Here is a 22,810-nt window from a genome sequence, read left to right as displayed (position 1 = left end):
AAATGATTGAATGGATTATCCGCCGCTCGGTGGCAAACCGTTTTCTGGTGATGATGGGGGCGCTGTTTCTCAGTATTTGGGGAACCTGGACCATCATCAATACCCCGGTTGATGCGCTGCCCGATCTCTCTGATGTTCAGGTGATCGTCAAAACCAGCTATCCGGGTCAGGCGCCGCAAATTGTTGAAAATCAGGTGACCTTTCCGCTGACCACCACCATGCTGTCGGTACCGGGCGCGAAAACTGTGCGCGGTTTCTCGCAGTTTGGCGATTCCTACGTGTACGTCATTTTCGAAGATGGTACCGATCCTTACTGGGCGCGCTCGCGCGTACTGGAGTACCTCAACCAGGTTCAGGGAAAATTGCCGGCTGGCGTTAGCGCGGAAATGGGACCGGACGCCACGGGTGTCGGCTGGATATTTGAGTACGCGCTGGTGGATCGCAGCGGGAAACACGATCTGGCGGAATTACGTTCTCTTCAGGACTGGTTTTTAAAGTATGAGTTAAAAACGATTCCCAACGTGGCGGAAGTCGCCTCGGTAGGCGGCGTGGTTAAACAGTATCAGGTCGTTATTGATCCAATGAAGCTGACGCAATATGGCATCAGTCTGGCGGACGTGAAATCGGCGCTGGATACGTCGAATCAGGAAGCGGGCGGCTCATCTGTTGAGATGGCTGAAGCGGAATATATGGTCCGCGCCAGTGGATATCTGCAAACGCTCGATGATTTCAATAATATAGTCCTGAAAACAGGGGCTGACGGTGTACCTGTTTACCTGCGCGATGTGGCGCGCGTACAGATTGGGCCGGAAATGCGCCGTGGGATCGCCGAACTGAATGGCGAAGGCGAAGTGGCGGGCGGGGTGGTTATTCTGCGGTCCGGTAAAAATGCGCGTGAGGTGATCTCCGCGGTTAAAGCCAAGCTCGATACGCTGAAAAGTAGCCTGCCGGAAGGCGTAGAAATAGTTACAACATACGATCGCAGTCAGCTCATTGACCGCGCCATTGATAACCTGAGCTACAAGCTGCTGGAAGAGTTTATCGTTGTTGCGCTGGTGTGTGCATTGTTCCTGTGGCATCTGCGTTCTGCGCTGGTGGCGATTATTTCCCTGCCGCTGGGGCTGTGTATCGCGTTCATCGTGATGCATTTCCAGGGGCTGAACGCCAATATCATGTCGCTGGGGGGCATTGCCATTGCTGTCGGGGCGATGGTCGATGCCGCCATCGTGATGATTGAAAACGCCCATAAGCGGCTGGAAGAGTGGGGGCATCAGCATCCGCATGAAAAGCTGGATAACGCAACGCGCTGGAAGGTCATTACTGACGCCTCGGTAGAAGTCGGCCCGGCATTGTTCATCAGCTTGCTGATTATCACATTGTCGTTTATCCCTATTTTCACGCTTGAGGGTCAAGAGGGGCGACTGTTCGGGCCGCTGGCGTTCACCAAAACGTATGCCATGGCAGGTGCGGCGTTTCTGGCCATCGTGGTTATTCCGATCCTGATGGGATTCTGGATCCGCGGAAAAATACCTGCAGAAAGCAGCAACCCGCTTAACCGTTTCCTGATCCGTATTTACCATCCGCTATTGCTGAAGGTATTGCACTGGCCCAAGACCACCATTCTGGTGGCGGTGCTTTCAATACTGACGGTTATCTACCCGCTGAATAAAGTCGGTGGCGAATTCCTGCCGCAGATTAACGAAGGCGACCTGCTGTATATGCCTTCGACATTGCCGGGGATCTCAGCGGCGCAGGCAGCGGACATGCTGCAAAAAACCGACAAGCTGATCATGACCGTTCCGGAAGTGGCGCGCGTGTTTGGTAAAACAGGTAAGGCAGAAACCGCAACAGACTCAGCACCGCTGGAAATGGTTGAAACGACGATCCAACTGAAGCCGCAGGACCAGTGGCGTCCGGGGATGACGATGGACAAAATCATTGCCGAGCTGGATAAAACCGTACGCTTGCCGGGACTGGCGAATCTGTGGGTTCCGCCGATTCGTAACCGTATCGACATGCTCTCTACGGGGATCAAAAGCCCAATTGGCATTAAGGTGTCAGGTAACGTTCTGGCAGATATCGACGCCACGGCGGAGCAAATTGAAGAGGTGGCCAGAAACGTGCCGGGCGTCTCTTCGGCGCTGGCTGAACGCCTGGTCGGGGGGCGCTATATCAATGTGGATATTAATCGGGAGAAAGCGGCCCGGTACGGAATGACCGTCGGCGCGGTGCAACTGTTTGTCACCTCTGCGGTCGGAGGCGCAATGGTCGGCGAAACTGTGGAAGGGATTGCACGTTATCCGATTAACCTTCGCTATGCGCAGAGCTATCGTGATAGCCCGGAAGCGCTGCGTAATCTGCCCATTCTGACGCCCATGAAACAGCAAATCACGCTGGCGGATGTCGCCGATGTGACGGTGGTTTCGGGGCCTTCGATGCTGAAAACCGAAGATGCGCGACCAACCAGCTGGATTTACATCGACGCCCGCGATCGTGACATGGTCTCAGTGGTGAACGATCTGAAAAAAGCGATCGCTGAAAACGTACAGTTAAAGCCGGGGACCAGCGTGGCGTTTTCCGGGCAGTTCGAGCTGCTTGAGCGCGCCAGTCATAAGCTCAAACTGATGGTGCCGATGACGCTGATGATAATCTTCGTTCTGCTTTATCTGGCCTTCCGTCGCTTTGGTGAAGCGCTGCTGATTATCACCAGTGTGCCTTTTGCGCTGGTGGGCGGCATCTGGTTCCTTTACTGGATGGGGTTCCATATGTCGGTTGCAACCGGAACCGGATTTATCGCCCTGGCCGGTGTTGCTGCGGAGTTTGGCGTGGTGATGCTGATGTACTTGCGCCACGCTATTGAAGCCGAACCCGCGCTGGAAAATCCGCAAACCTTTACGGCGGATAAGCTGGATGAAGCGTTATATCACGGTGCTGTGCTGCGCGTGCGCCCGAAAGCGATGACCGTGGCGGTGATTATTGCGGGTCTGTTACCTATCTTGTGGGGGACGGGAGCTGGCTCAGAAGTCATGAGCCGCATAGCCGCGCCGATGATTGGCGGCATGATCACCGCACCATTGCTCTCTCTGTTCATTATTCCGGCCGCTTATAAGCTGATGTGGCTGCACAGGCATCGCCACCAAAAGTAATGCCCTGAAGCGCTCGTCTGCCTCGGTTTTACTGCCGAAGCAGGCGTTGCGTTATACCGTCAACGCTTTCACGCGTTTGCGGTACTCGCCCGGCGTGCAGCCAAATTCCCGTAAAAAGACTTTATGAAACGACGATTCGCTGGCGTAACCCACCGACTCGGCAATAACGATTAACGGCTGTGTACCGCGCGACAGCATCTGGGCTGCGAACTGCAGGCGCAGCGCGGTTAACACCGCCAGCGGCGTGGAGTTTGATACTTCACGGAATAGCTGTGCGAAGCTGGCCCGTGACATATGTGCTCGTTTTGCCAGTTCTTCGACGGTCCAGGCAAAAGCCGGTGACTCCAGCATCATGAATACAACGGATCCAAGCCTGGGGTGCAGCAGTAAATTCAGCACATTTTTAGCGGGTGTCGACTGGGCGAGCCACTCGCGAACGGTTAACGCGAACAGCGTAGCGCATTGCTGGCTGCAAACGATACTGGAGCCAGGCAGGTCGTTGATGTATTCCTCCTGCATTAGCGCAATCATGGCCTTCAGCCAATGGCTGACGGGGCTGTTCTCCTCAGGCGCCAGTAATAATACTTCCGGAAGCGCGGTTAAAAAATAGCGTGAAGATGCCTGTAATCGCAGGCTCCCGCAGACAATATGCGTTTGTTCTTCCCCTGTCTGGCACAGACGATGCGCGGAGTTTTGCGGCAGAATGACTATTGTTCCAGGGCGTAATGTGGAAGATGTTCCGTCAGGCATATCCAGTTGAGCGAATCCCTGGGTTACCGTATGCCAGCGAATAACGGACAGTTCACCCGCCGCATGCGGCAGTTGCCAGTCCCTGCTCAACAGGCAGTTTTGATCAATCGAGCCCTGCGGGTCGTTAAGCATAAGTAATCGGCTAAGTGCATCCATGAAGACTCCTGGGCAGTTTTTGCTAATGCTAATTGAGATGAAAACAACGCTATAACACATAACTTTATTAATAATTTTATGGTGTTAGTTTAATTACTCAATAGGTTGAGTGGAAGGGAAAGAGTGGCTTTTTAGACGATCTAACAGTAATTGGCGCGTTATGGATACATTGTTCGTGCATCTCTAAACCTATAATTCAGTTCAACAAACGAACAGTGACATGGCGGAGAGACAGCATGAATCAGTATCAGGCGATTGTTATCGGATTTGGTAAAGCGGGTAAAACGCTGGCGGCAACACTGGCCAAAACGGGTTGGCGGGTAGCGATTATTGAACAGTCAAACACCATGTATGGTGGGACATGCATCAATATCGGCTGCATTCCCACCAAAACCCTGGTACACGATGCTGAACTTCAGCATGACTTTGCCGCAGCGATGCAGCGCAAGACCTCCGTTGTCAGTTTTCTGCGCGATAAAAACTTCCACAATCTTGCCGATCTGGAGAACGTGGATGTGATTGAAGGTCGTGCTGAATTCATTGATAACCATACAGTGCGGGTCGTGCAGCCAACAGGTGAGGTTGAACTGAGCGGCGAGAAAATCTTTATTAATACTGGCGCCCAGTCAACGATTCCGAACGTTGAGGGATTAACCACGACGCCTGGCGTATTTGACAGCACCGGGTTGTTGAATTTGACGCAACGTCCCGAGCGTCTGGGCATTTTGGGCGGTGGGTATATCGGCGTTGAATTCGCATCGATGTTTGCCAACTTTGGTAGCAAAGTCACTATTTATGAAGCAGCTCCGCAGTTTTTGCCTCGTGAAGACCGGGATATTGCTGACACTATCGCCAACATTTTACGCGACCAAGGCGTTGAGCTGATCCTCAATGCCAACGTGCAGTCGGTCTCCTCTCACGATGGTGCAGTACAGCTGCACATGCCGGAAGGTACCCAGACGGTGGATGTGCTGCTGGTGGCATCGGGTCGCAAACCGGCGACTGAAAATCTGCAGCTGCAGAATGCGGGTGTGGATGTAAACGACCGCGGTGCCATTATTGTAAATAAATATCTACGTACCTCGGCAGATAACATATGGGCAATGGGCGATGTCACTGGTGGATTGCAATTTACCTATATCTCGCTGGATGATTTCCGTATTGTACGCGACAACCTGCTAGGCGAGGGGTTACGTAACACGGGTGATCGTCAAAATGTACCATATTCCGTCTTTATGACGCCGCCGCTTTCCCGCGTCGGAATGACTGAAGAACAGGCTCGCGCCAGTGGTGCGGCGTTGCAGGTCGTGACGTTGCCGGTAGCGGCTATCCCGCGTGCGCGGGTGATGAATGATACCCGTGGCGTACTTAAAGCGGTGGTGGATAGCGAAACGAAACAAATATTAGGTGTGTCGCTGCTGTGCGTGGATTCTCATGAAATGATTAATATCATCAAGACGGTTATGGATGCGGGGTTACCTTATACCACATTGCGTGACCAAATATTTACCCATCCAAGCATGAGCGAATCACTAAACGATCTCTTTTCTCTCATTAAATAATAATAGCGTAGTCTACATATTTGCCCCACCCGCGTGGGGCTTTTTTATTTGTTTTTATACTTCCTGATACTAATTGACAGCTATTTTGGCGTTACGGATGAAATAAAATAAAGTGACATGTTTTATTATATTTCCACTGAAATAACTTGTTAATGGGAATAGAAATGAACATGTTTAAAACTACGTTACTAATGACTGCATTACTGACTGCTCCGGTGACATTTTCCGTGTTAGCGCAAACCGAGGTTGCCCACGTTAGCGTATCAGCTGTGTCTGGCACTCCTTCCGTGGTGGAAGATGCCATTGCGAAACTGGCACAGGAAAAGAAAGCGACTTCCTGGAAAATTACCTCAATGCGCATTGATAGCAGCACTCACGCAACGGCAATTTTGTACAAGTGAGGAGAGCCGGAATGGAAAAATATCTTCGTATATTGGGCAAAGGTGATAGGGTTGGATTAACCTTGATTCGCCTGAGTATCGCGATTGTTTTTATCTGGATTGGGTTATTAAAATTTGTACCTTACGAAGCCGACAGCATTACGCCGTTTGTCGCCAATAGTCCGGTAATGTCATTTTTTTATGAGCATCCAGAAGAATACAAACAACATTTAACCCACGAAGGTGAATTCAAACCGCAGGCTCGTGAATGGCAGACGGCGAATAACACGTATACGTTCTCAAATGGCCTGGGCGTAGTCGAAGTTCTTATCGCTTTGCTGGTGCTGGCTAATCCTGTTAGCCGTTGGCTGGGATTAATTGGCGGCGTTCTGGCATTTGCCACACCAATTGTAACTTTATCATTTTTAATAACTACACCAGAAGCATGGGTGATGCCGCTGGGTGATTTACACCACGGATTTCCGTACTTGTCAGGCGCTGGGCGGTTGGTGTTAAAAGATACGTTAATGTTGGCGGGAGCGGTGATGATCATCGCGGATTCTTCCCGATCAATTATTAAGCAAAAGTATTGATTTTTTAACGTTGTACCCTCTGCAAGACAGTAAGCCACTATAGTTCGATTCGGTAATTACCGGGCCAGCAGGACGCTGGCCTTTTTTCTGCCCTAAGGGAAATTTATGCTATACATGAAATACAATGATTCGCTTTGCCACAATAACCAGTCGGACTTATATTACTTATTAATAATATAGTGAAGTAAGCATCTTCTTTCTTCTTTCGATAGCGCACCAGTTCGCATATTGCGTAGTTCCTCCATCAAAACCCATTCATTTTTCTCTGTTTTTTTCTGTACAATTCTTGCTATTTGTTATCTCAAAATGACACTTTAAAAAAGATTGTTATTCACTTTTGTTATAATTAAACAACACGTTCGCATGGTTTTAGGCATGACTTCAGCTAGAATTAACTTTGATTAAATGTTTTTACGTATCAATAAATGGCTAAAGATAGTTAAAAACTTAATTTTTAATCAACTGTTCGACATGGAATCCACTATGGTAATTAAGCACCAGGGGTGGATGCTGATCTCGCGTTTTGTGAGTCACCAAACGCGGGACATATCTTAAATATGGAAATAAGGGTTTTAGAATGAGCTTTGGATTAGCAAAGGAAGATAAGTTTGAAATCATAGCTACCCTTCGTGAAGAGCTGCACAAGAAAACGAAACTGGAAGTGTTATGTGAAAACAGTAGCGTTATCACGCAGTTAGAGAAGGTTGATTTCGAGCGGTTTGTTATCTCCTGGCACGAAGACATTGTTCCTGAAAAGGTCCAATACTTTATCCTGCACAGCGAAAGCGGGATTGTGAAATTTAGTGCCAGATTCGAGCAAACCCCATCAGCAGGTGCAGAAGTAGGATTATCCTACCTCATACCGGATTTGATTTTCTTTGCCCAGCAGAGACAAAATCAGCGTTTTTCCTTCATGAAGGGGTATGACTTTTTCTGTTTTGGTCGTTACAAAAATGGAGAAAACTACTCTTTCAAGATCAAAAATATCTCGCAGGGTGGTTGTGCGTTAATCGTTAAAGATGTAAACGCCCGTTTTCTTTATAAAGATGCGGTGATTAAAAATGCATCTCTGGATTTCGATACATTTGGCAGTTTACAACTGGACTTAAAAGTGATCGATGTCGTCCTGATCAATGAGTTTGATGAGGATAACCAGTTGTATTCCTGTCATCAGATCTCGTGTGAGTTTGATTTTAAAAATCGTCGTGAAGAGACTGAAGTCGAGAAAATTATTATTAAATTTTTAATGAGTAACAAGATTAGAAGCTTATAAGGAACGGTGAACAGGATGTTGATGTGTGGCAGTGATAATTTTGTGGGCAATGGTATGTTTGCCTACCTCACCAGCAAACATGTACCGATACAAACATTCCAGTTTGAGGATATGTTGCATCAGTCATCATTATGCCAGCATCAAACCATGGTTTTTAATATCATCGATAATGAACATGCGTGTTCGGACATTGTTCAGTTTTTGAATAAAAACCGATTCAAATTTTATAATAACGTCGTGGTGATTGTTGCTGATAGTTTGGTGGCGAAATTATGCGTAGAGTTATTATATGTCGAAAAAATAATAGTTTTGACTGAAAAATCTTCATTGCGTGATTTTGGTCAATTGGCGACATTATCAGTCGGGAAATGGAACCCCCGACTGTATCGTTCGCAGAAAAGATTAACCGAAAGAGAGCAGCAGATCCTGAACTTACTGGTAAGTGGTTATACAGCCAAAGAAATTTCTGAGTTAGTTAGCCTGAACTATAAAACGATTCAGGCACATAAGATGAGAGTCGTCGCCAAGCTTGGCCTGACCAATACCTCTGATTTAAATAAGTTAATTGTCAGATTTACCCATCGTATGTCTTTTTTACCCTAACCTGACCATTCTTTTCTGATGTAATACACCTAATAGTAGATACAATTCGGGAGTGATTTTGACTGGTTTTTAATGTTATGATTTGTAGAGGGATAGGGGAATGTTTAATTCCAGTGAGGTGCTAACCGCGCTTGAAAAGGCTTTGAATACCAGTCAACTTTATATGGTTTATCAGCCTATTTTCAACTTACATGCCCAGTGTATAAGCGGATTTGAAGCATTAATGCGTTGGAATAGTCCTCAGATGGGTATGATCTCTCCCGATGTTTTTATTACGTTACTGGAAGATAGCGGCAATATTATTTCAATTGAAGATATGGTTACTCACTCTCCGTGGGATGTTGCAACTTCCTGGCCTGACCCCATTGTATTATCCGTCAATATTTCCGCGCTTGAATTCTGCGATCCTCTGTTACCCCAACGCGTCAGACAAAATCTTGCCACCTCCGGATTGCCGGTCCATCGATGCCAAATAGAGGTCACCGAAACGTCACCGCTGTACGACAGTCAGATTGCGGCTAAAAATATGACGGAATTAAAGGCGATAGGGGTCAAGCTTGCGCTTGATGATTTTGGAACCGGGCATGCTAATCTTAATTACCTGTTGAAATATCCTTTTGATACCTTAAAAATTGATAAAGAATTTGTCACTGGTATTGAACCCGACACCCGATCGACAAAGATTGTTGAGGGTATTATTTCACTGGCGCATAATTTTGGTATCGAAGTTCTTGCCGAAGGGGTGGAAACCCAGTCCCAACTGGACCGGTTGATGCAGATTGGTTGTGACAAAATTCAAGGCTTTTTCATTTCTCCCCCGGTGCAGGCACAAGAGATCCCTTCACTCTTAGCGCAATATAATCGTTAATCCTTCCGTATTTACGTTTCCCAATCCCTTGATTGTTCCACGTTGCTGGTAAGTCTGTAGGCCTGATACGCGTCGCGCATCAGCCACCCCTGTAATACTATAAGCAAAAAAAAGCCCCCTGCTGAACAGGAGGCTGGCGAGTTTATGTCAGCTTAGAACGATTTCTTAAAGCCGATAGAGGCATTGACCGGCGCTTCGACCTGCGACTTACTGCCGCCGTTGCTGAATTGCGTACCCAGCTCACCGTAGACCTGCAGGTTTCTGTCGATAGACCATGACAGGCCGGCTGCAACTTCAGTGCTGGAGTACTGCTGTGAAGATTCCAGCGTAGTGGTGGCTACCGCATTGCTAAAGTGCGTTTTGTCTTTTGAACCCAGACCCTGCCAGACGTTAACCCTGCCGTACGGCTGGAATTTGCCATGGTTGGTGTCATAGTCAGCGACCAGACGCACGCCCAGACGCGCGGTAAAGGAGTCTGCGGTATCCATTTTCACTTTCGTTGGGGTCACACCATCCAGCGTGCTGTTATCAAAGTCGCTGTACTGGTAGATCAACTGAGCCTGAGGCTCCAGACTCCATGCGCTGGCGCCTAAACGGAACGATTTACCCACCTCTGTCGACGCCGTCAGCGTGTTGCCTCTGACGGTATACGAGCCGTTGTTACCGGTCGCCGCCAGGCGGGATTTATGATTACCGTACTGCAGGACGTTATCAACATACATACCGTCACCCGAGAACCAGGTCGCATAGCCACCGACGTAAAATGCGTTGTCGTCGATGTTACCGCCTTTGCCATCGCTGCCTGTCTTCGTGCCTTTCACGTTGCTGTCGATATCAAGGATGCTGGTATACATCCCGGCTTTCCAGCTTTCGTTAGCATACATATCAACGCCGACCTGGATACCCATGGTATGGGAGCTGGTTTGCGTACCGGCCGCATCATCCAGTTTGGTTTTACCGGAGTAGCCAATCATTCTTGCCCAGGCGCGATTGTCTTCATCAATGCCCGGTTTAACCTCGTCCCCCATACGTTGGTGCATGTTACCTAACAGGCTAATATCACCCTGACGTACTACGCTGGCGAGGCCAGAATACAGCATGGTTTCTGGACGGTATTCACTTCTCAGATACCAGTTTTCACCCTGGCCCTGAGCATTACCCGCATGTAGTTGGTACTCAAACGCACCTGCAGCCATACGATCGGCGGCAAGATGGAAGGCATCCCGCGACGTTTGCGCGGTTGTGGTTGCGCCATTGAGCGCAGTCACCACTTCGATACCATCCCCAATGGTCGGCGCGCCAAGACCAGAACCATCGATATCCAGCAATGTGCTACCGCTGGCTTTACCGCCATCGATAATCAGACGGTCGGCAATGCCTGCTCCGCTACCATTCTGGATAGCTGCCATGTTGATAGTCCCTTTTTCGCCGGTGTAATCCCCTTTGACGGTTAAGGTTGTGCCAGTCTGCTGACCGATGAGCGAGACATCGCCACCGTTGCTCAGGCCCGCTACCGTCTGGTTATAGCCCTGCGTGTTCAACGTGGTGTCTGCGACTACATAGTGGTGTGATGCGCTACTCAGGGTGTTGGTATTACCCGCTTGCAGCACGCCGTTGGCGATCAACGTAGCGCCGCTGTAGCTGTTTTCACCTTGCAGCTCGGTAATGCCGCTACCGGTCTGATGCAACTGGCCTTTACCACTGATATTGCCGGTCAGCGCCAGGGTATCGCCACGATTGACGTTGAGTACGCCGTTATCAATGATATCCCCCTGAATGCTGCCAATATCACCGCCGTTACCCAGTTGTAAAACACCTTGTTCGATGGTGGTGCCACCGGTGTAGGTGTTATCCAGCGTCAGGGTGAGGGAGCCTTTACCGGTTTTGGTCAGTTGACCGTTACCTTCGACTTCCGTCAGCAGAGAAACGTCATGCCCGTTGGTGTCGAATGTCCCGCCGCCGGATTCCAGCGTCACCTGACGGGCAGTATCAAACGCTTCGCCATACTTCAGCGTACCGCCATTAAAGGTAATTCCCGTATCTGCCGCACCCAGGTTGGTATCACCCGCCACCTGCAGTGTCCCTGAGGTGATGGTGGTGCCACCGCTGTAAGTATTGTCGCCGGTGAGAATCAGCGTACCGAGATCGCCTTTATTCAGGCCGCCGGTACCGCGGATAACGCTGTCGATAGTGGCGGTATAACTGGCGCCGTCTACTGTGCCATCGCCGACACGAATCAGGGTGTTTGCCGTGTCGGTGGTAATGGCTTCGCCGCCCACACGATAACCATCGGTGGCGAACTGCGCGCCGCTGATGATGACATCGCCTTTGCTGTTATCGACGGTTACGTTGCCCGCTTCACCCTGGAAGACGGCGAATGCGGCATCGGTAAACGGTGCGTTCAACGCGCCTTCTGGCGTCGATTCATCGGTAGTCCAGTTGTCGTTACCCTGGCTGGATTGCCAGATACCGTCGCCGCCGTTGATGACGCCGTTATTTTTCAACTCGCCATTCTCACCGCCGGTGCCGTCCCAGAAGCGCAGCGTCAGTCCGGCGTGGTTGACCAGGTTGACCTGATTTTTCACCGATGTCTGCACGTACAGGCTGTCAGCTGCTTCCGGTGCGTTAGCAATATCCATCACATTGTTGGTCAATGTGCCGGTGTAGTTGATGACGCGGTAAACGCCCACATCAAAGCTTCCGCCTGGTGAGGTTTCAATGTTGAGCTTACCGTCGAGCGTCAGATCGCCATTTACGTCAATCAAGTCGTTGAAGGCACCGCCCGGGGTATAAGCCTGACCAAACTGATAATCCAGTTGGGCGTTATCACTGAGCGTCAGAGAACCGGTAGTCAGTTTACCCACACTGTTGATAGCTGCACCTGCGGTAATATGCGCGTCGTCCAGCACATCAACCGCGCCGCCGATAATACCGTTACCGCCGAGCGTTGCCCCGGATTTCACCGTCACCTGGCCGGTAGCCGCAGACTGATTACCGTTGACCAGCAGCACGCCTTCATTGACGTCCGTGGTGCCGGTGTAAGTGTTATCGCCGGTCAGCGTCAACGTACCGTCACCGATTTTCACCAGGCTGCCGTCGTTGCCGCTGATAATACCGCTGATGGTGTCATCAAGATGCAGATTACCCAGCGACAGTTCTTTATTGCCCAGTTCGACATTACCCGCGCCGGACAACGAGCCGATAGACGTTGCGCTGTCGACTGCGCTGATATCGACCTTACCGCCCACCAGGTTTTTAACGACGGTGTTCTCTGCCATCGCATAGTCAGCAAAGGTCATCAGTCCGCTGTTATTCACGGTGGCATTGCCCCCGCTGGCATTTTCTTCCAGCGCCAGGGTACTTTCTTTTGACACGTTAACCGTCGCGTTGCCCGCACTGGCGTTGTTGGTTAACACCGCTTTCGCCGTGCCCGTCAGGTTCAGCATTGCGCTTGCGGCGGTGACGTTATCCGCCAGCGTTAACAGGCTGTCGGCGATGTTCATAGTCAGGGATTTCAGGCTGGTATCTGTCCCGCTGACATTGAGCGTCGCACCCTTATTGACGTTCACGGTGCTGCTTTCATTACTGCCAAAGGCTCCGGTTTTGCTGACGTTGACCGTCACATTGTTGGCGTTTCCGGTACCGGCAATTTCGGTGTCGCCTTTGTAGCTGTTTGCGCGGTCGAGCGACAAGGTGCTGCCCGCATCACTAGAGCTGCTGGTAACTTTCAGTTTACCCTCGCCGGTAATCTCACCGGTTGGCGTGAAGTGGTGCGAATTAAGGTCAAACACCGCAGCATTCTCATTCGCTCCCAGCTCAATGGTGCGATTGCTGGTCAGGTTCGCGCCCAGTTGCAGCGTTGAACCGTTATTGATGGCCAGGTCAGTTCCGCTCTGGCCGAGATTGCTGTCGGAGGAGATCTGCAACGTGCCGCCATCAATGCGCGTGCCGCCGCGATATTCGTTGTCACCGCTGAGGATCAGACGGCCAAGGTCGGTTTTCACCAGCGTCAGCTTGTCAGCAGTACTGGCCTCGCGGATAACGGACTCAATGGTCGCGGTATAGTTTTGCCCCGCACCACCAGCGCCAACGCGCACCAGTAGTTCGCCAGTCCCCGGCGTCTGGCCTGCGTGGGTCGCGTTTTCCGTGGTGGCATACGCGTTAAGCGCATCGCCTTTAACGACATAGCCATCGGCATCAAACTGTGCTCCGGAGAAGTTAACTTCTCCCGCGGCGTTATCCACGGTAACGGTACCGCCTTTGGTGGTGAAGACGGCGAAGGACTTCTGTGCCCAAGGGGCGTTACCTTCACCGGTTGCGGTGGTCCAGTTGTTATCACCCTGACTGCCGATAGCCATCCATTTGCCATCGCCACCGTCAATTTTGCTGTCGCCTTCAATGCCCGACGCGCCGTGGCTCTGATTAACGGTTGCGCCGTCCCAGAACTGCAGGGTAACGCCGTTGGCATTCACCAGGTTGACCTGTTTGTCGATGGAGGTCTGAACAAAAATATTGCTCTTATCCTGGCTATTCGGTATCGCGCCTAATTCCAGCGTCTGGTTATCCAGCGTGCCACCGTAGTTATAGATACGGTACACGCCCGGCCCGAAGTTACCGCCCTGTGAAGTGGTGACGTCCAGAGTCCCGTCCAGTTGCAGATCGCCTGCGACGTTAATCAGATCGTTTAGCGCGCCGCCTGGCGTATAGGCTTGACCCAGTTCGAAAGCGGAGGTCGTTTTGCTGCCAAGCTGCAGATTACCGTTAATGGATAACGTACCCGCACCGCCGTCACCGGCGCTGAGGGTAGAGGCATCGTTCATCAGCACGTCGCCGCCGATCACCCCGTTACCCCCCAGCGTCGCCGTACCGCTTACTTTGGTCACACCCGTCGCAGCACTCTGATTACCTTTCACCAGTAGCGTACCGCTGGTGACGGTTGTGTCGCCGGTATAGGTGTTATTGCCCGTCAGGCGAGTAATACCGTTACCAATCTGCTGTAACGCACCGATCCCGGAGATTACGCCGCCAAGCAGCACATTATTGGCCCGATTAATCGCCAGTATGCCATTGTCGATGATGTCAGACACGGCGTTGACTCCGCCTGTATTTCCGCCGTCACCCAACTGCAGCGTACCAGATTGATCAATAGTGGTAGAGCCGGTATAGGTGTTGTTGGCGGTAAAGACAGTAGTGCCGCCCGCCGCGCGTTCAAACTTCCCATCACCGCTGATGACGCCGTTATAGATCTGCGCAGCCGCCGTATCGCCCTGCGTGTCAAAGATGACCCGGCTGCCTGCACCCTGAGTCGTCACATTGTAGTCAGCGATGGTCGCGGCAGTGCTGGTGGACTCGCCGTGATCGCCGGTACGCAGCGTTGCGCCATTGGTAACCGCAATGGTTTTACTTGCCAGTTGCAGACGATCGACGATGCGCATATCTGCAATTGAACCGCTAATGGTCAGTGAGTCCCAACCCGTGCCGATGTTGGTACCGGTGGTCAGGTTATCGCTGCTCAGGCTGCCAATTTTCGCACTGTTACCGTGTGTATTGGTGAAGGTGAGGGCGTTGCCACTGCCGGCTTCGGTAGTGATATGGCGCGTTTTATCCAGCGTCACATTGCCGATGTTGGCTTTATTGTTGCCGCCGGTTCCGGCGAAATTCACCTCGCCCGCAAAGGTTCCGCTTTGCCAGTTAAAGGTGTCCTTGCCTTCTCCGGTGTTGATGACGCCACTGGTGATACCCTGGCTGATATCAATGGTGTCATTGCCCTTGCCAGATTGAATCGCCACTGCTGTATCGTTGATAGCCTGAAGGGTACCGGTATTGGTGATTTTTTTATTGCTGTCACCGCTGGCATCAATAACGGGTGCGGTGGTGCTGGCAGAGATAATTTTTCCGCTATTGGCTATTGCGCTAACATTTTTAGCGATGATTGCAGAACCACCTGCGCTGTCGTAGACGTTGATATCGGCATTGGTGGTGACCTTACCGTCCGTATTGGCGCGGATACCGCTGCCTTCGCTGTTATGCACCTCAACGGTATAGCCTTTGCCGATGGTCAGATTGCCTGTCACTGCGTCACCATTGCGCTGCTCAAAGGCGAAGCCGGTACCTTTACCGTTAACGTTCAGAATGTTATTCAGGCCATCTTTCATGTTTAACGCGACGCTGGTACGGATCCCCGGACCGTCGTTGGCATTGATAGTGACATCGTTGAGTGTGATATCGGTATTGTTGGCGTCGTTTTGAATGCCAGCACCAGTACCTTCGGCGCTAATAATCACCCCTTTGGCAGCCAGCTTACCGGCTCCTGTATCAAGACGAATACCATCGGCCGAACCATTAGTCGTGATGGCATCACCGGCATTACCGGTAATACTCAGGCTGGCGCCGTTGGTCAGCAGAACCCCTGCGGTTCCATCATCAACTTGAATCTGACCCAATTTTTTAATCTGTGCGTTCGAACCCGAAGCTTGTACGCCAATGCCGTTACTCACATGTAAGGCAGCGGTCGCGTTATTGGTTAAACTCCCGCCTTGTTGCACGTTAACACCAATGCTGTCGGTGCTGGCAAGATCGATAATTGCCTGGGTATCGAGGATCAGGCTGCCCTGGTTCCTTGCCACATAGGCAATAACCTTGTTGCCGCTGGCTTCTGAAGTGATTTTTGCGTTTGAAGTGAGGATGGTCGGAGTGGCGCTACCTTCTGCGTTGCCATTCAACTGATGAGCCTGACCGTCCACTACCCCGGCAATGGTTCTTTCACCGGTTAAATTGATGGTGGTTTTATCGCTGATGTTACCTGTGGCACCGCCTTCAATCAGCAGCGCGGCGGAGTCGGTGCCCTGCACGGTGAACGTGGCTTCGCCGGTATCCACACTACTGCCTGTGCCCGTCGCTAATACGCCAACGGACTGTTCGCCGCTTAAGGTCAGGTCAAGGTTTGAGCTGGGCTGACCGTCAGGAGTGGTGGTGTTACCGGCCAGCATTGCGCCATTGGCAATACGGAAAATGGTGGTGCGATCTTGCCCGTTGTCATTCATTACCGCCTGACCAATATTCGCAGTTGCGCCTTTACCATACAGGTAATAGCCAATCTGATCGGTGCTGTTGAATGCCGGGCTACTCAGACTGTCGACGTTAGCGACGGCGTTATCACGCACGTGTACGCCGATGTTCCCGGCTTTGTTTAGCGTGATGTTGGAATAGACGTTGACCACTGCCTTTCCATCTTTGCCACCTTCAGCCCAGACGGCATAGTTACGGTTACCGACACTACCTTCACCATCAACTACGATAGAGCCTGAAGCGCTGGTCGTGGCTTCGGCATTTTTGTTAGTTGCGCTGACGTGGATGCCGACGTTGTTGGTGCCGTTGACGTTAATCTTGCCGTCGTTGCGAATTTCCTGATTATTTTCCGCGCCGCTGTCACGCACGGTGATACCGTAGTTCCTGCTACTCCCCGCGCTGGAATCGCCATTGATCACGATATTACCGGTATTGATGACGTTGCCGGTCGCGTTACCAATCAGCATACCCGCGGCGTTACGTACGCCGGTTCCCAGCGTGATAAGGCCGTTGTTAATCACCTCTTTGGCGCTCTTGGTCATGATCCCGGCGCTCAGGCTGGAACCACCTGCCATGGTGACATCTTTAGACGGATCACTTGCGTTGCGGCCAAGATAAATAGAGGCACCTGCGCTGTTGGTAAAGGTGGCGTTGTCGGCGACTTCTACGCCATAGGCGATGCCGCTGCCGTAGGATGCACCGTTTTTGCGCCCGTCCACGACGTTGATATCGCCGTTGTTGACCCCTTGCGCATTGTCAGACAGTTGCATACCAATGGCCAGCGTCAGCGAGTCAGTGGGTTTGTCCTTGCTCCAGGGATCGGCGGCAGAAGCGGTACCGAAGTTATCGGTGGTGATCGCCTGGTTGATGGTACCTTCGTTGGTGATTTGACTGGCGCCTTGCCCCTGCATACCAAATGCGCCATAGCTGTTGACGTTTTGGTTGCCGTCTTTATCAATAAACAGCCCGGAGTTGATGATCCCGTTGTTGGTTGCCGTCGCGTCTTTTGCCAGCATGCCAATCGCCAGGCTTTGCCCGGTAGACGTGCGTAATGCGTTCAGCTCGCCAAGGTTAGTGATAATCCCACCATTAATGGCTTTCATCACGCCATTAATACTGCCGTCAACGGCAATAATCGCGTCTTTGTTCAAGGTGCCGGAGGTGCCTGCGCCGTTGGCATAGATGGCATGTAACTCACCACGGCCAGCGGTCGCGTTGTTGGTATGTGACAAACCGTCGGTCCAGACGTCGTAATCCCAGCTGAGTATGTCAGCTGGCTTACCGGAGGTGAGCAGATTTTCAATCAGCTCGGCGTACTTTGTTTGTGCTGCGGTGACGGTTGTGACTTCCTCCGCATCTATCCACAGCTGGATTTGGCTGACTTTTTCACCATCAGGGTTTTGTGCCGCGTCGTCGCTTTTGCCCAACAGCCAGTCATTGAATTCGGCCAGTTCTTGTGTGTTGGTAATGGTAAATGTGCGCTCCCCGGTTTCGACGACCTTGCCATCCTCGTCATAGCCATAGGTCATCAGCGAAAATTCATCGCCAAACACGGAGGTTTGCGCTGAACCGGTGAACGTTTTTTCAGGGATCACCGGGGCTGCGTTAAATTTTATATAGTTATCTGACTGCCAGTTCACCTGGCTTGCAGTACCTTGCGCTTCCAGCAGCGAGGAATCTTTTGCCAGCAATTCGATGGTATTGGCTTTGTCACGCACATTGAGGGTGTCGTCGCCAATATTCAGATTCGCAATGGAGCCATTTGTCGCCAGGGCGATACCAAATTGCTTATAGATTTCTGATTTCTGAGCATCAAAGGTGTTTAATACCGCATCGCCGACTTGCGCTTCGGTAAGAAAACCATTTAACTCATTGGTATCAAAGACTTTGATAGTTGTTTTTTCGCCGGGAAACGCCGGATCGTTGATATCAAATTCTGTGCTCTGCGAAGGCGTTGACGACTGGTTGTAAGTCAAGTATTCCGCCAGTTCTTCAGAGTTGGTAATGGTTTTTACGCTCTGGTCAGGGCTGGTCGCCAGCAGGGTGATTTTGCCGCTTTCCAGCAGTTCCCGGATAGTGGTTGATTCAACAACGCCGCTTTGACCCGGGCTAAATGTTGGGATTGCACCACTGATATTCAGTGCCTGACCGGTGGTGTTATCTTCATATAAGAAGCCGTAGTCGTGGATACCCTCATAAACCCCAGCGGAAATACCTGTCTTGAAGTCTTCATGAATATCGTGTTCACCCGTTGCGGTAATCTGGGCTGCAGAAGCCAGCAATGAAGCACCGCTTAATGCGCCAGCTGCCAGTACGGCGACAGTTTTACGCGAGCTGCTTTTTTTCTTTCCTTTCGTTAATTCAGAAACGACCACCCAGATACCGAGCGCCGCGTTCCAAATAATGCTGTAAACTTTGTTCATATATAACCCTTGTCTACATTCCTGTTATGTATGTGTTAATACGTTGAGTTGTTGGCTATGGTTGGCACGCGGATGTGCTACCCGGTAATGGATTTTGGAAATAGGGTTCCCTTCCGTGCGATGCGGAATTAAAAAAGCGAGTCGAAAGAAAACCTCTTTAAATAATAACCGTGATAATTGTCCTTAAATAAGTCAGTTACGGCTGGCTATAGTGGGAAATGGTGTACTTGAGCCGGATGTTATTTTTGCCGAGTTTTCTGGCAATATTGCTTTTGTACGCCCCGATGGTTTTTTCACTTTTTTGTGATGCCCCGGCGATTTGTGTCAGTGACCATCCTCGGGCAAGCATCATCATTACGTTAAATTCGTTAGCTGTAATTTTTGTGTGTAGTTCTTTGATACTTTGTTGTTTTTTGTTTTGCGTGATACGTGTGACGGTCTGTAATAGCTGATCAAGGCTGGTGTCTTGATCGAGAAATTGCATGTTCTTCCCGCAAACGGTTTGAAAAATGGCAAAGGTAGCTTCATCTGCCAAAACAATAATTTTGGTGACAGGTCGTAAAGCCATGTTGCGGATAATCCTGGCATATTTTAAAAAATCTGATTTGTCAGGATTAATGATGATGCAATCCGTTTCATAAGGGAGCATTTTGACAGCAGAAAGTGTCTGGGAGGAGTAGTACGTGATATCAATAAATAATGATGAGCCACGTAGGATTTCTCGCATGCCTAGCCAAGGGTAAATTGAGTCACCCAAAAAAATAGCTTTTGACATAACGATCTCCTTGAAATTTTGGTGCAAGCAGTCGCCTCTTTTTTTAGGTTAAAAAAGAGTTTCTTGCGACGCGTGAAATGTTAATTAAATCTCGTATAACGTTCTGTGCTGTGAACGTATCCTTATTAATTCCAGATCAAACAGAAATTCTCTGTATTAATTAGAATCATTAACTATCCTTAAAGTGGATATTACACTTTGTTAAAATTTAAGATAAATCGTTTATTTCAGCTCTGAGTAAATGATTGATAGATTTCGCTTATGGATCGGGATAATAATAAGAAGGAGGTTTGTATAAAGGCAGGGTATTCCTAGGGTTAAAGAAAGGTATTTATATGTAATGGCTTTAATTTCAATAAGATACTCATTTTTCTTCATGGGATTAATTGAGGATAGGAGAATTCTTAATCCTGGCCAGGACGTAGGAGGTGGAAGGTTAGGAGAAGAGGGAAATATTGCCGAATTTACACCTATCGGCTAAAAATAGGATTATTCCAGATGATATTTCTACGTTAAAGCAAGTGATTAGTGTTTTATCCTTTTTTGGTCTTTTTGTGCCTAATGTTGAAATCTGGCTTGCAGGTGTCATTTTGTCTTAATGCGCTAGCGATAGCGCTTAGCCCGCCAACAGCTCCTGCTCAACCTGTTGCACCTGTTGTTCCAGCGTATTGCGGATTTCCGTAAGCGCCCGTTGTTGATCGGAGAAGTAGGCCTCTTTATCTGTCACGGAGGTGGCAAGCCGCCAGGCGTTCTCCGCTTCCAGTTCGGTAATCTCTTTCAGCAGCGCGTTAATGTGTTCTCTGAGCTGTTGTATTTTGCTGCGTAAATGCTGCAAATCGTTCAATCGGTCACTCGCCATCATCGGTTCGAGGCCGCTTTGCAATTGAGTCAGTAGCGCCCGGACGGCGGCAAGATCGGCATTTTGACGTGCCTGGTTAAGCTGCACCATCATCTGATGCGCTTTCTCTTTCAGATCATCGGCTACCACGTCCGGGTGGCAAAGACGGCTGGCCTGACGCCACAGGCGTTTTAGCTCATTACGTTCATCAGAGGAAAGCCGCTGGTCACGGCTAAAACGATGCTGCGCATCCTGCTGCTGCTCCTGATATTCATCATATTCATGGCTGGCCTCTTCCTGTGCCTGACGGGTTGCGCTGTCGTCCTGGCGAGAAAAGTCGTTTTCCAACTCACGAATCTCCGCCAGCAGGGCGGTAATCAGTTCCGTTTGTTGCTGAATACGTTGGCGTGTTTCCACCGATTCGCGCGAATCTGAATTCTGATTCATCCAGTGCTGCTTGAGCCTGGCCAGTTGATCAACAGCCTGGGAAATATAGTGCTGGCAGGATTGATAGTCTTTTTCCCGACGTTTTCGCTCCGCTTCCTGTTTGCGCTGGGCGCTGGCGGCGAGCTGTTTACGCAGTTCGAGAATACGGCTCATCAGCGGTCCAAGACGAAGGTGATACAGATCGTTGAAATCATCGAGGATTTGAATGCGCGTGTTGCGCTTATCGATCAGGTCACGCAGCTGTGTTTCGAGCGCTTTGAGTTCCAGCTTACTGGCGGCAATGGCTGGATCCTGCCACGTAGAGACTGCCCGTTGAGATTGCAGCCAGGCCGAGATTTCACGCAGGGCATCACTAAAACGTCGTTCTTCGATCGCCTGCACAATGGTGCCAGGTACGACTGACAAAGGTTCATTTTTAAGATGCGCCACCTGCTGGAAAATAATCTCCTCATCTTCCAGTTCAATAGCGCTTTTGACGATTTCCAGTCGTTTGATGATCTTATTCATGACAGTCGTTGCCTGGCCTGGCTAAAAAACGAGTGGCTGAAGTACAACAGGTTCACCCGTTTGAAAATGTTAGAAAAACAGTAAAGCGCATTCTGTGGCCTGCGATGCCTTTTCGTCCAGAATAATTCACTGTAATTATGAAAAACCGGAAGTCGCGCGCACCTGTCTGCATCTTCAAACCTCTGTTTCATGTTTTTTACTCTCGGGTAATTATTCTTGATTCAGTAAAGATAATGCGTATAGTTCTCATTCTCCTTTGTTATTAGCTCTCTGTATTACTTCTGGTAAGGATCCCTACAATGAAAAAAACAACATCCGCGCTGGCATTGCTGATTATTGCGGCGTTAAGCGGTTGTGCGCCGCATACCACGCCAGCCAGCAACGCCAGCGTTACGGAAAAAACAACGCAACCTGCCGTCACCGATGTACAGCAACGCGCGCTGGCGGCTGGGTTATATGAAATGGCGCTTAACCCTGCAGGGGATGCGTTGTACGTAGCCAGCGCCGAAGGATTTAAAGATGTGCAGGGCGGTGTGGTTTACAAGCTGGATCCGAAAACGCTTAAAACGCTCGGCTTGAGTCATACAGATATGAAAAACTTTGGTATGGCTATCTCGCCGGACGGTAAAGCGGTGTATGTCACCAACTCACTGGATGGCGGCCTGAGCGCGCTGAATACCGCTGACGGTAAAGTGAAAAATCGCGTATTGTTCCCGGAACGTAACCCAGAAGGGTTCCCGTACGGTGCACGTCAGGTTCTGTTGCATAACGGCTTGCTCTATATTGGCGCCGTGGCGGATCCGGCGGTGATTTGGGTGGTTGACGCTGAAACCCTGACACTGAAAACCCGCATTAAAAATACGGGTAAATGGATGACCGGACTGCATTATTCCGACGTGACGCAGCGAATTTATGCGGCTAACGGCGGCGGTGAAATTCTTGTCATCAACCCGCGTAATCAGCGTGTTGAGAAACGCTGGCAGCCGCTGGGGGAACAACCTGCGCTGCTGCTGAATATGGCAGAGGACGCGCAAACGGGTCGCTTGTTTGTTACCGACAACTCGAAAGCGAAGACCACCCTGGTGCTGGATATCCATACCGGTAAGCTGTTGAAAAAATTGGATGTGGGTGATTCGCTGGCGGTGAAATTCAACGCAAAACGCAACGAAATCTATATTACCCAGCGTGATTCAGGGAAATTACTCAGCCTGAATGCGACCGACTACAGTGTGAAGAAAAGCTGGGACTTACCGCCTAACCCCAACAGCCTGCTGCTCTCGGCAGATGGGCAAACCCTGTTTGTCACCGTGAAACAGAAATTTAATAAAGACCACTCCACCTCTGCGCCAGATAACGTGGTACGTATTGACCTGAATAAACAATAACAACTCGCCTTCTTTCTATTGTTTTTCTGCAGAGCC

12 protein-coding genes are annotated in these 22,810 nt (G+C 50.2%); 8 read left to right on the top strand and 4 right to left on the bottom strand.

All coding sequences use genetic code 11. From position 1 onward, the window contains the following. Positions 1-2: 2 nt before the first annotated feature. Positions 3-3,146 carry a CusA/CzcA family heavy metal efflux RND transporter gene (locus tag GFB57_RS21245; RefSeq protein ID WP_290366901.1) on the top strand — a complete coding sequence of 1,048 codons (3,144 nt, stop codon included), beginning with the start codon at positions 3-5 and terminating at the stop codon, positions 3,144-3,146. A gap of 51 nt (positions 3,147-3,197) precedes the next feature. Here GFB57_RS21245 and rclR read toward each other — a convergent pair whose 3' ends face one another. Then, positions 3,198-4,052 (bottom strand): reactive chlorine-specific transcriptional regulator RclR, encoded by an 855-nt coding sequence (gene rclR / locus GFB57_RS21240; protein ID WP_003021953.1) that lies wholly within the window; start codon positions 4,050-4,052, stop codon positions 3,198-3,200. A gap of 236 nt (positions 4,053-4,288) precedes the next feature. On the opposite strand from rclR, the gene rclA reads away from it, so the two are divergent. From rclA to GFB57_RS21210, 6 genes are all read left to right on the top strand, one after another. Next, entirely contained in the window at positions 4,289-5,614 is a 1,326-nt protein-coding gene (gene rclA / locus GFB57_RS21235; RefSeq protein WP_003021955.1) for a reactive chlorine resistance oxidoreductase RclA, read from the top strand. Positions 5,615-5,784: 170 nt separating this feature from the next. Continuing rightward, complete coding sequence (rclB, locus tag GFB57_RS21230; protein ID WP_003021959.1) at positions 5,785-6,015, top strand: reactive chlorine resistance periplasmic protein RclB; 231 nt, start codon at positions 5,785-5,787, stop codon at positions 6,013-6,015. A gap of 11 nt (positions 6,016-6,026) precedes the next feature. Further along, a complete protein-coding gene (gene rclC, locus GFB57_RS21225) occupies positions 6,027-6,587 on the top strand; it encodes a reactive chlorine resistance membrane protein RclC (RefSeq protein ID WP_003021961.1) in 561 nt (186 codons plus the stop codon). Between the two features lie 577 nt (positions 6,588-7,164). Then, the gene (locus GFB57_RS21220) at positions 7,165-7,860 is read left to right on the top strand and encodes a hypothetical protein (RefSeq protein ID WP_003021965.1); all 696 of its coding nucleotides are present in this window, start codon (positions 7,165-7,167) and stop codon (positions 7,858-7,860) included. A 21-nt stretch (positions 7,861-7,881) separates the two neighbouring features. Beyond that, a complete protein-coding gene (locus tag GFB57_RS21215; protein WP_008319941.1) occupies positions 7,882-8,463 on the top strand; it encodes a helix-turn-helix transcriptional regulator in 582 nt (193 codons plus the stop codon). A 100-nt stretch (positions 8,464-8,563) separates the two neighbouring features. Beyond that, a complete protein-coding gene (locus tag GFB57_RS21210) occupies positions 8,564-9,331 on the top strand; it encodes an EAL domain-containing protein (protein ID WP_003021969.1) in 768 nt (255 codons plus the stop codon). Positions 9,332-9,483: 152 nt separating this feature from the next. Here GFB57_RS21210 and GFB57_RS21205 read toward each other — a convergent pair whose 3' ends face one another. From GFB57_RS21205 to GFB57_RS21195, 3 genes are all read right to left on the bottom strand, one after another. Continuing rightward, a complete protein-coding gene (locus GFB57_RS21205; protein WP_008319945.1) occupies positions 9,484-18,822 on the bottom strand; it encodes an autotransporter outer membrane beta-barrel domain-containing protein in 9,339 nt (3,112 codons plus the stop codon). A 196-nt stretch (positions 18,823-19,018) separates the two neighbouring features. Beyond that, positions 19,019-19,597 (bottom strand): LuxR C-terminal-related transcriptional regulator, encoded by a 579-nt coding sequence (locus GFB57_RS21200; RefSeq protein WP_003021971.1) that lies wholly within the window; start codon positions 19,595-19,597, stop codon positions 19,019-19,021. 616 nt (positions 19,598-20,213) lie between these two features. Continuing rightward, positions 20,214-21,389 (bottom strand): DnaJ family molecular chaperone, encoded by a 1,176-nt coding sequence (locus GFB57_RS21195; protein ID WP_003021972.1) that lies wholly within the window; start codon positions 21,387-21,389, stop codon positions 20,214-20,216. A 299-nt stretch (positions 21,390-21,688) separates the two neighbouring features. Between GFB57_RS21195 and GFB57_RS21190 the strand changes: the two genes are divergently transcribed. Continuing rightward, positions 21,689-22,774 (top strand): YncE family protein, encoded by a 1,086-nt coding sequence (locus GFB57_RS21190; RefSeq protein ID WP_003021976.1) that lies wholly within the window; start codon positions 21,689-21,691, stop codon positions 22,772-22,774. The last annotated feature ends 36 nt before the right edge of the window (positions 22,775-22,810 follow it).

Source organism: Citrobacter sp. S39, from assembly GCF_009495675.1.
Taxonomy (GTDB): Bacteria; Pseudomonadota; Gammaproteobacteria; order Enterobacterales; family Enterobacteriaceae; genus Citrobacter; species Citrobacter freundii.
Note: the sequence above shows the minus strand (reverse complement) of the source record. Positions and strands in the feature narration are given on the sequence as shown.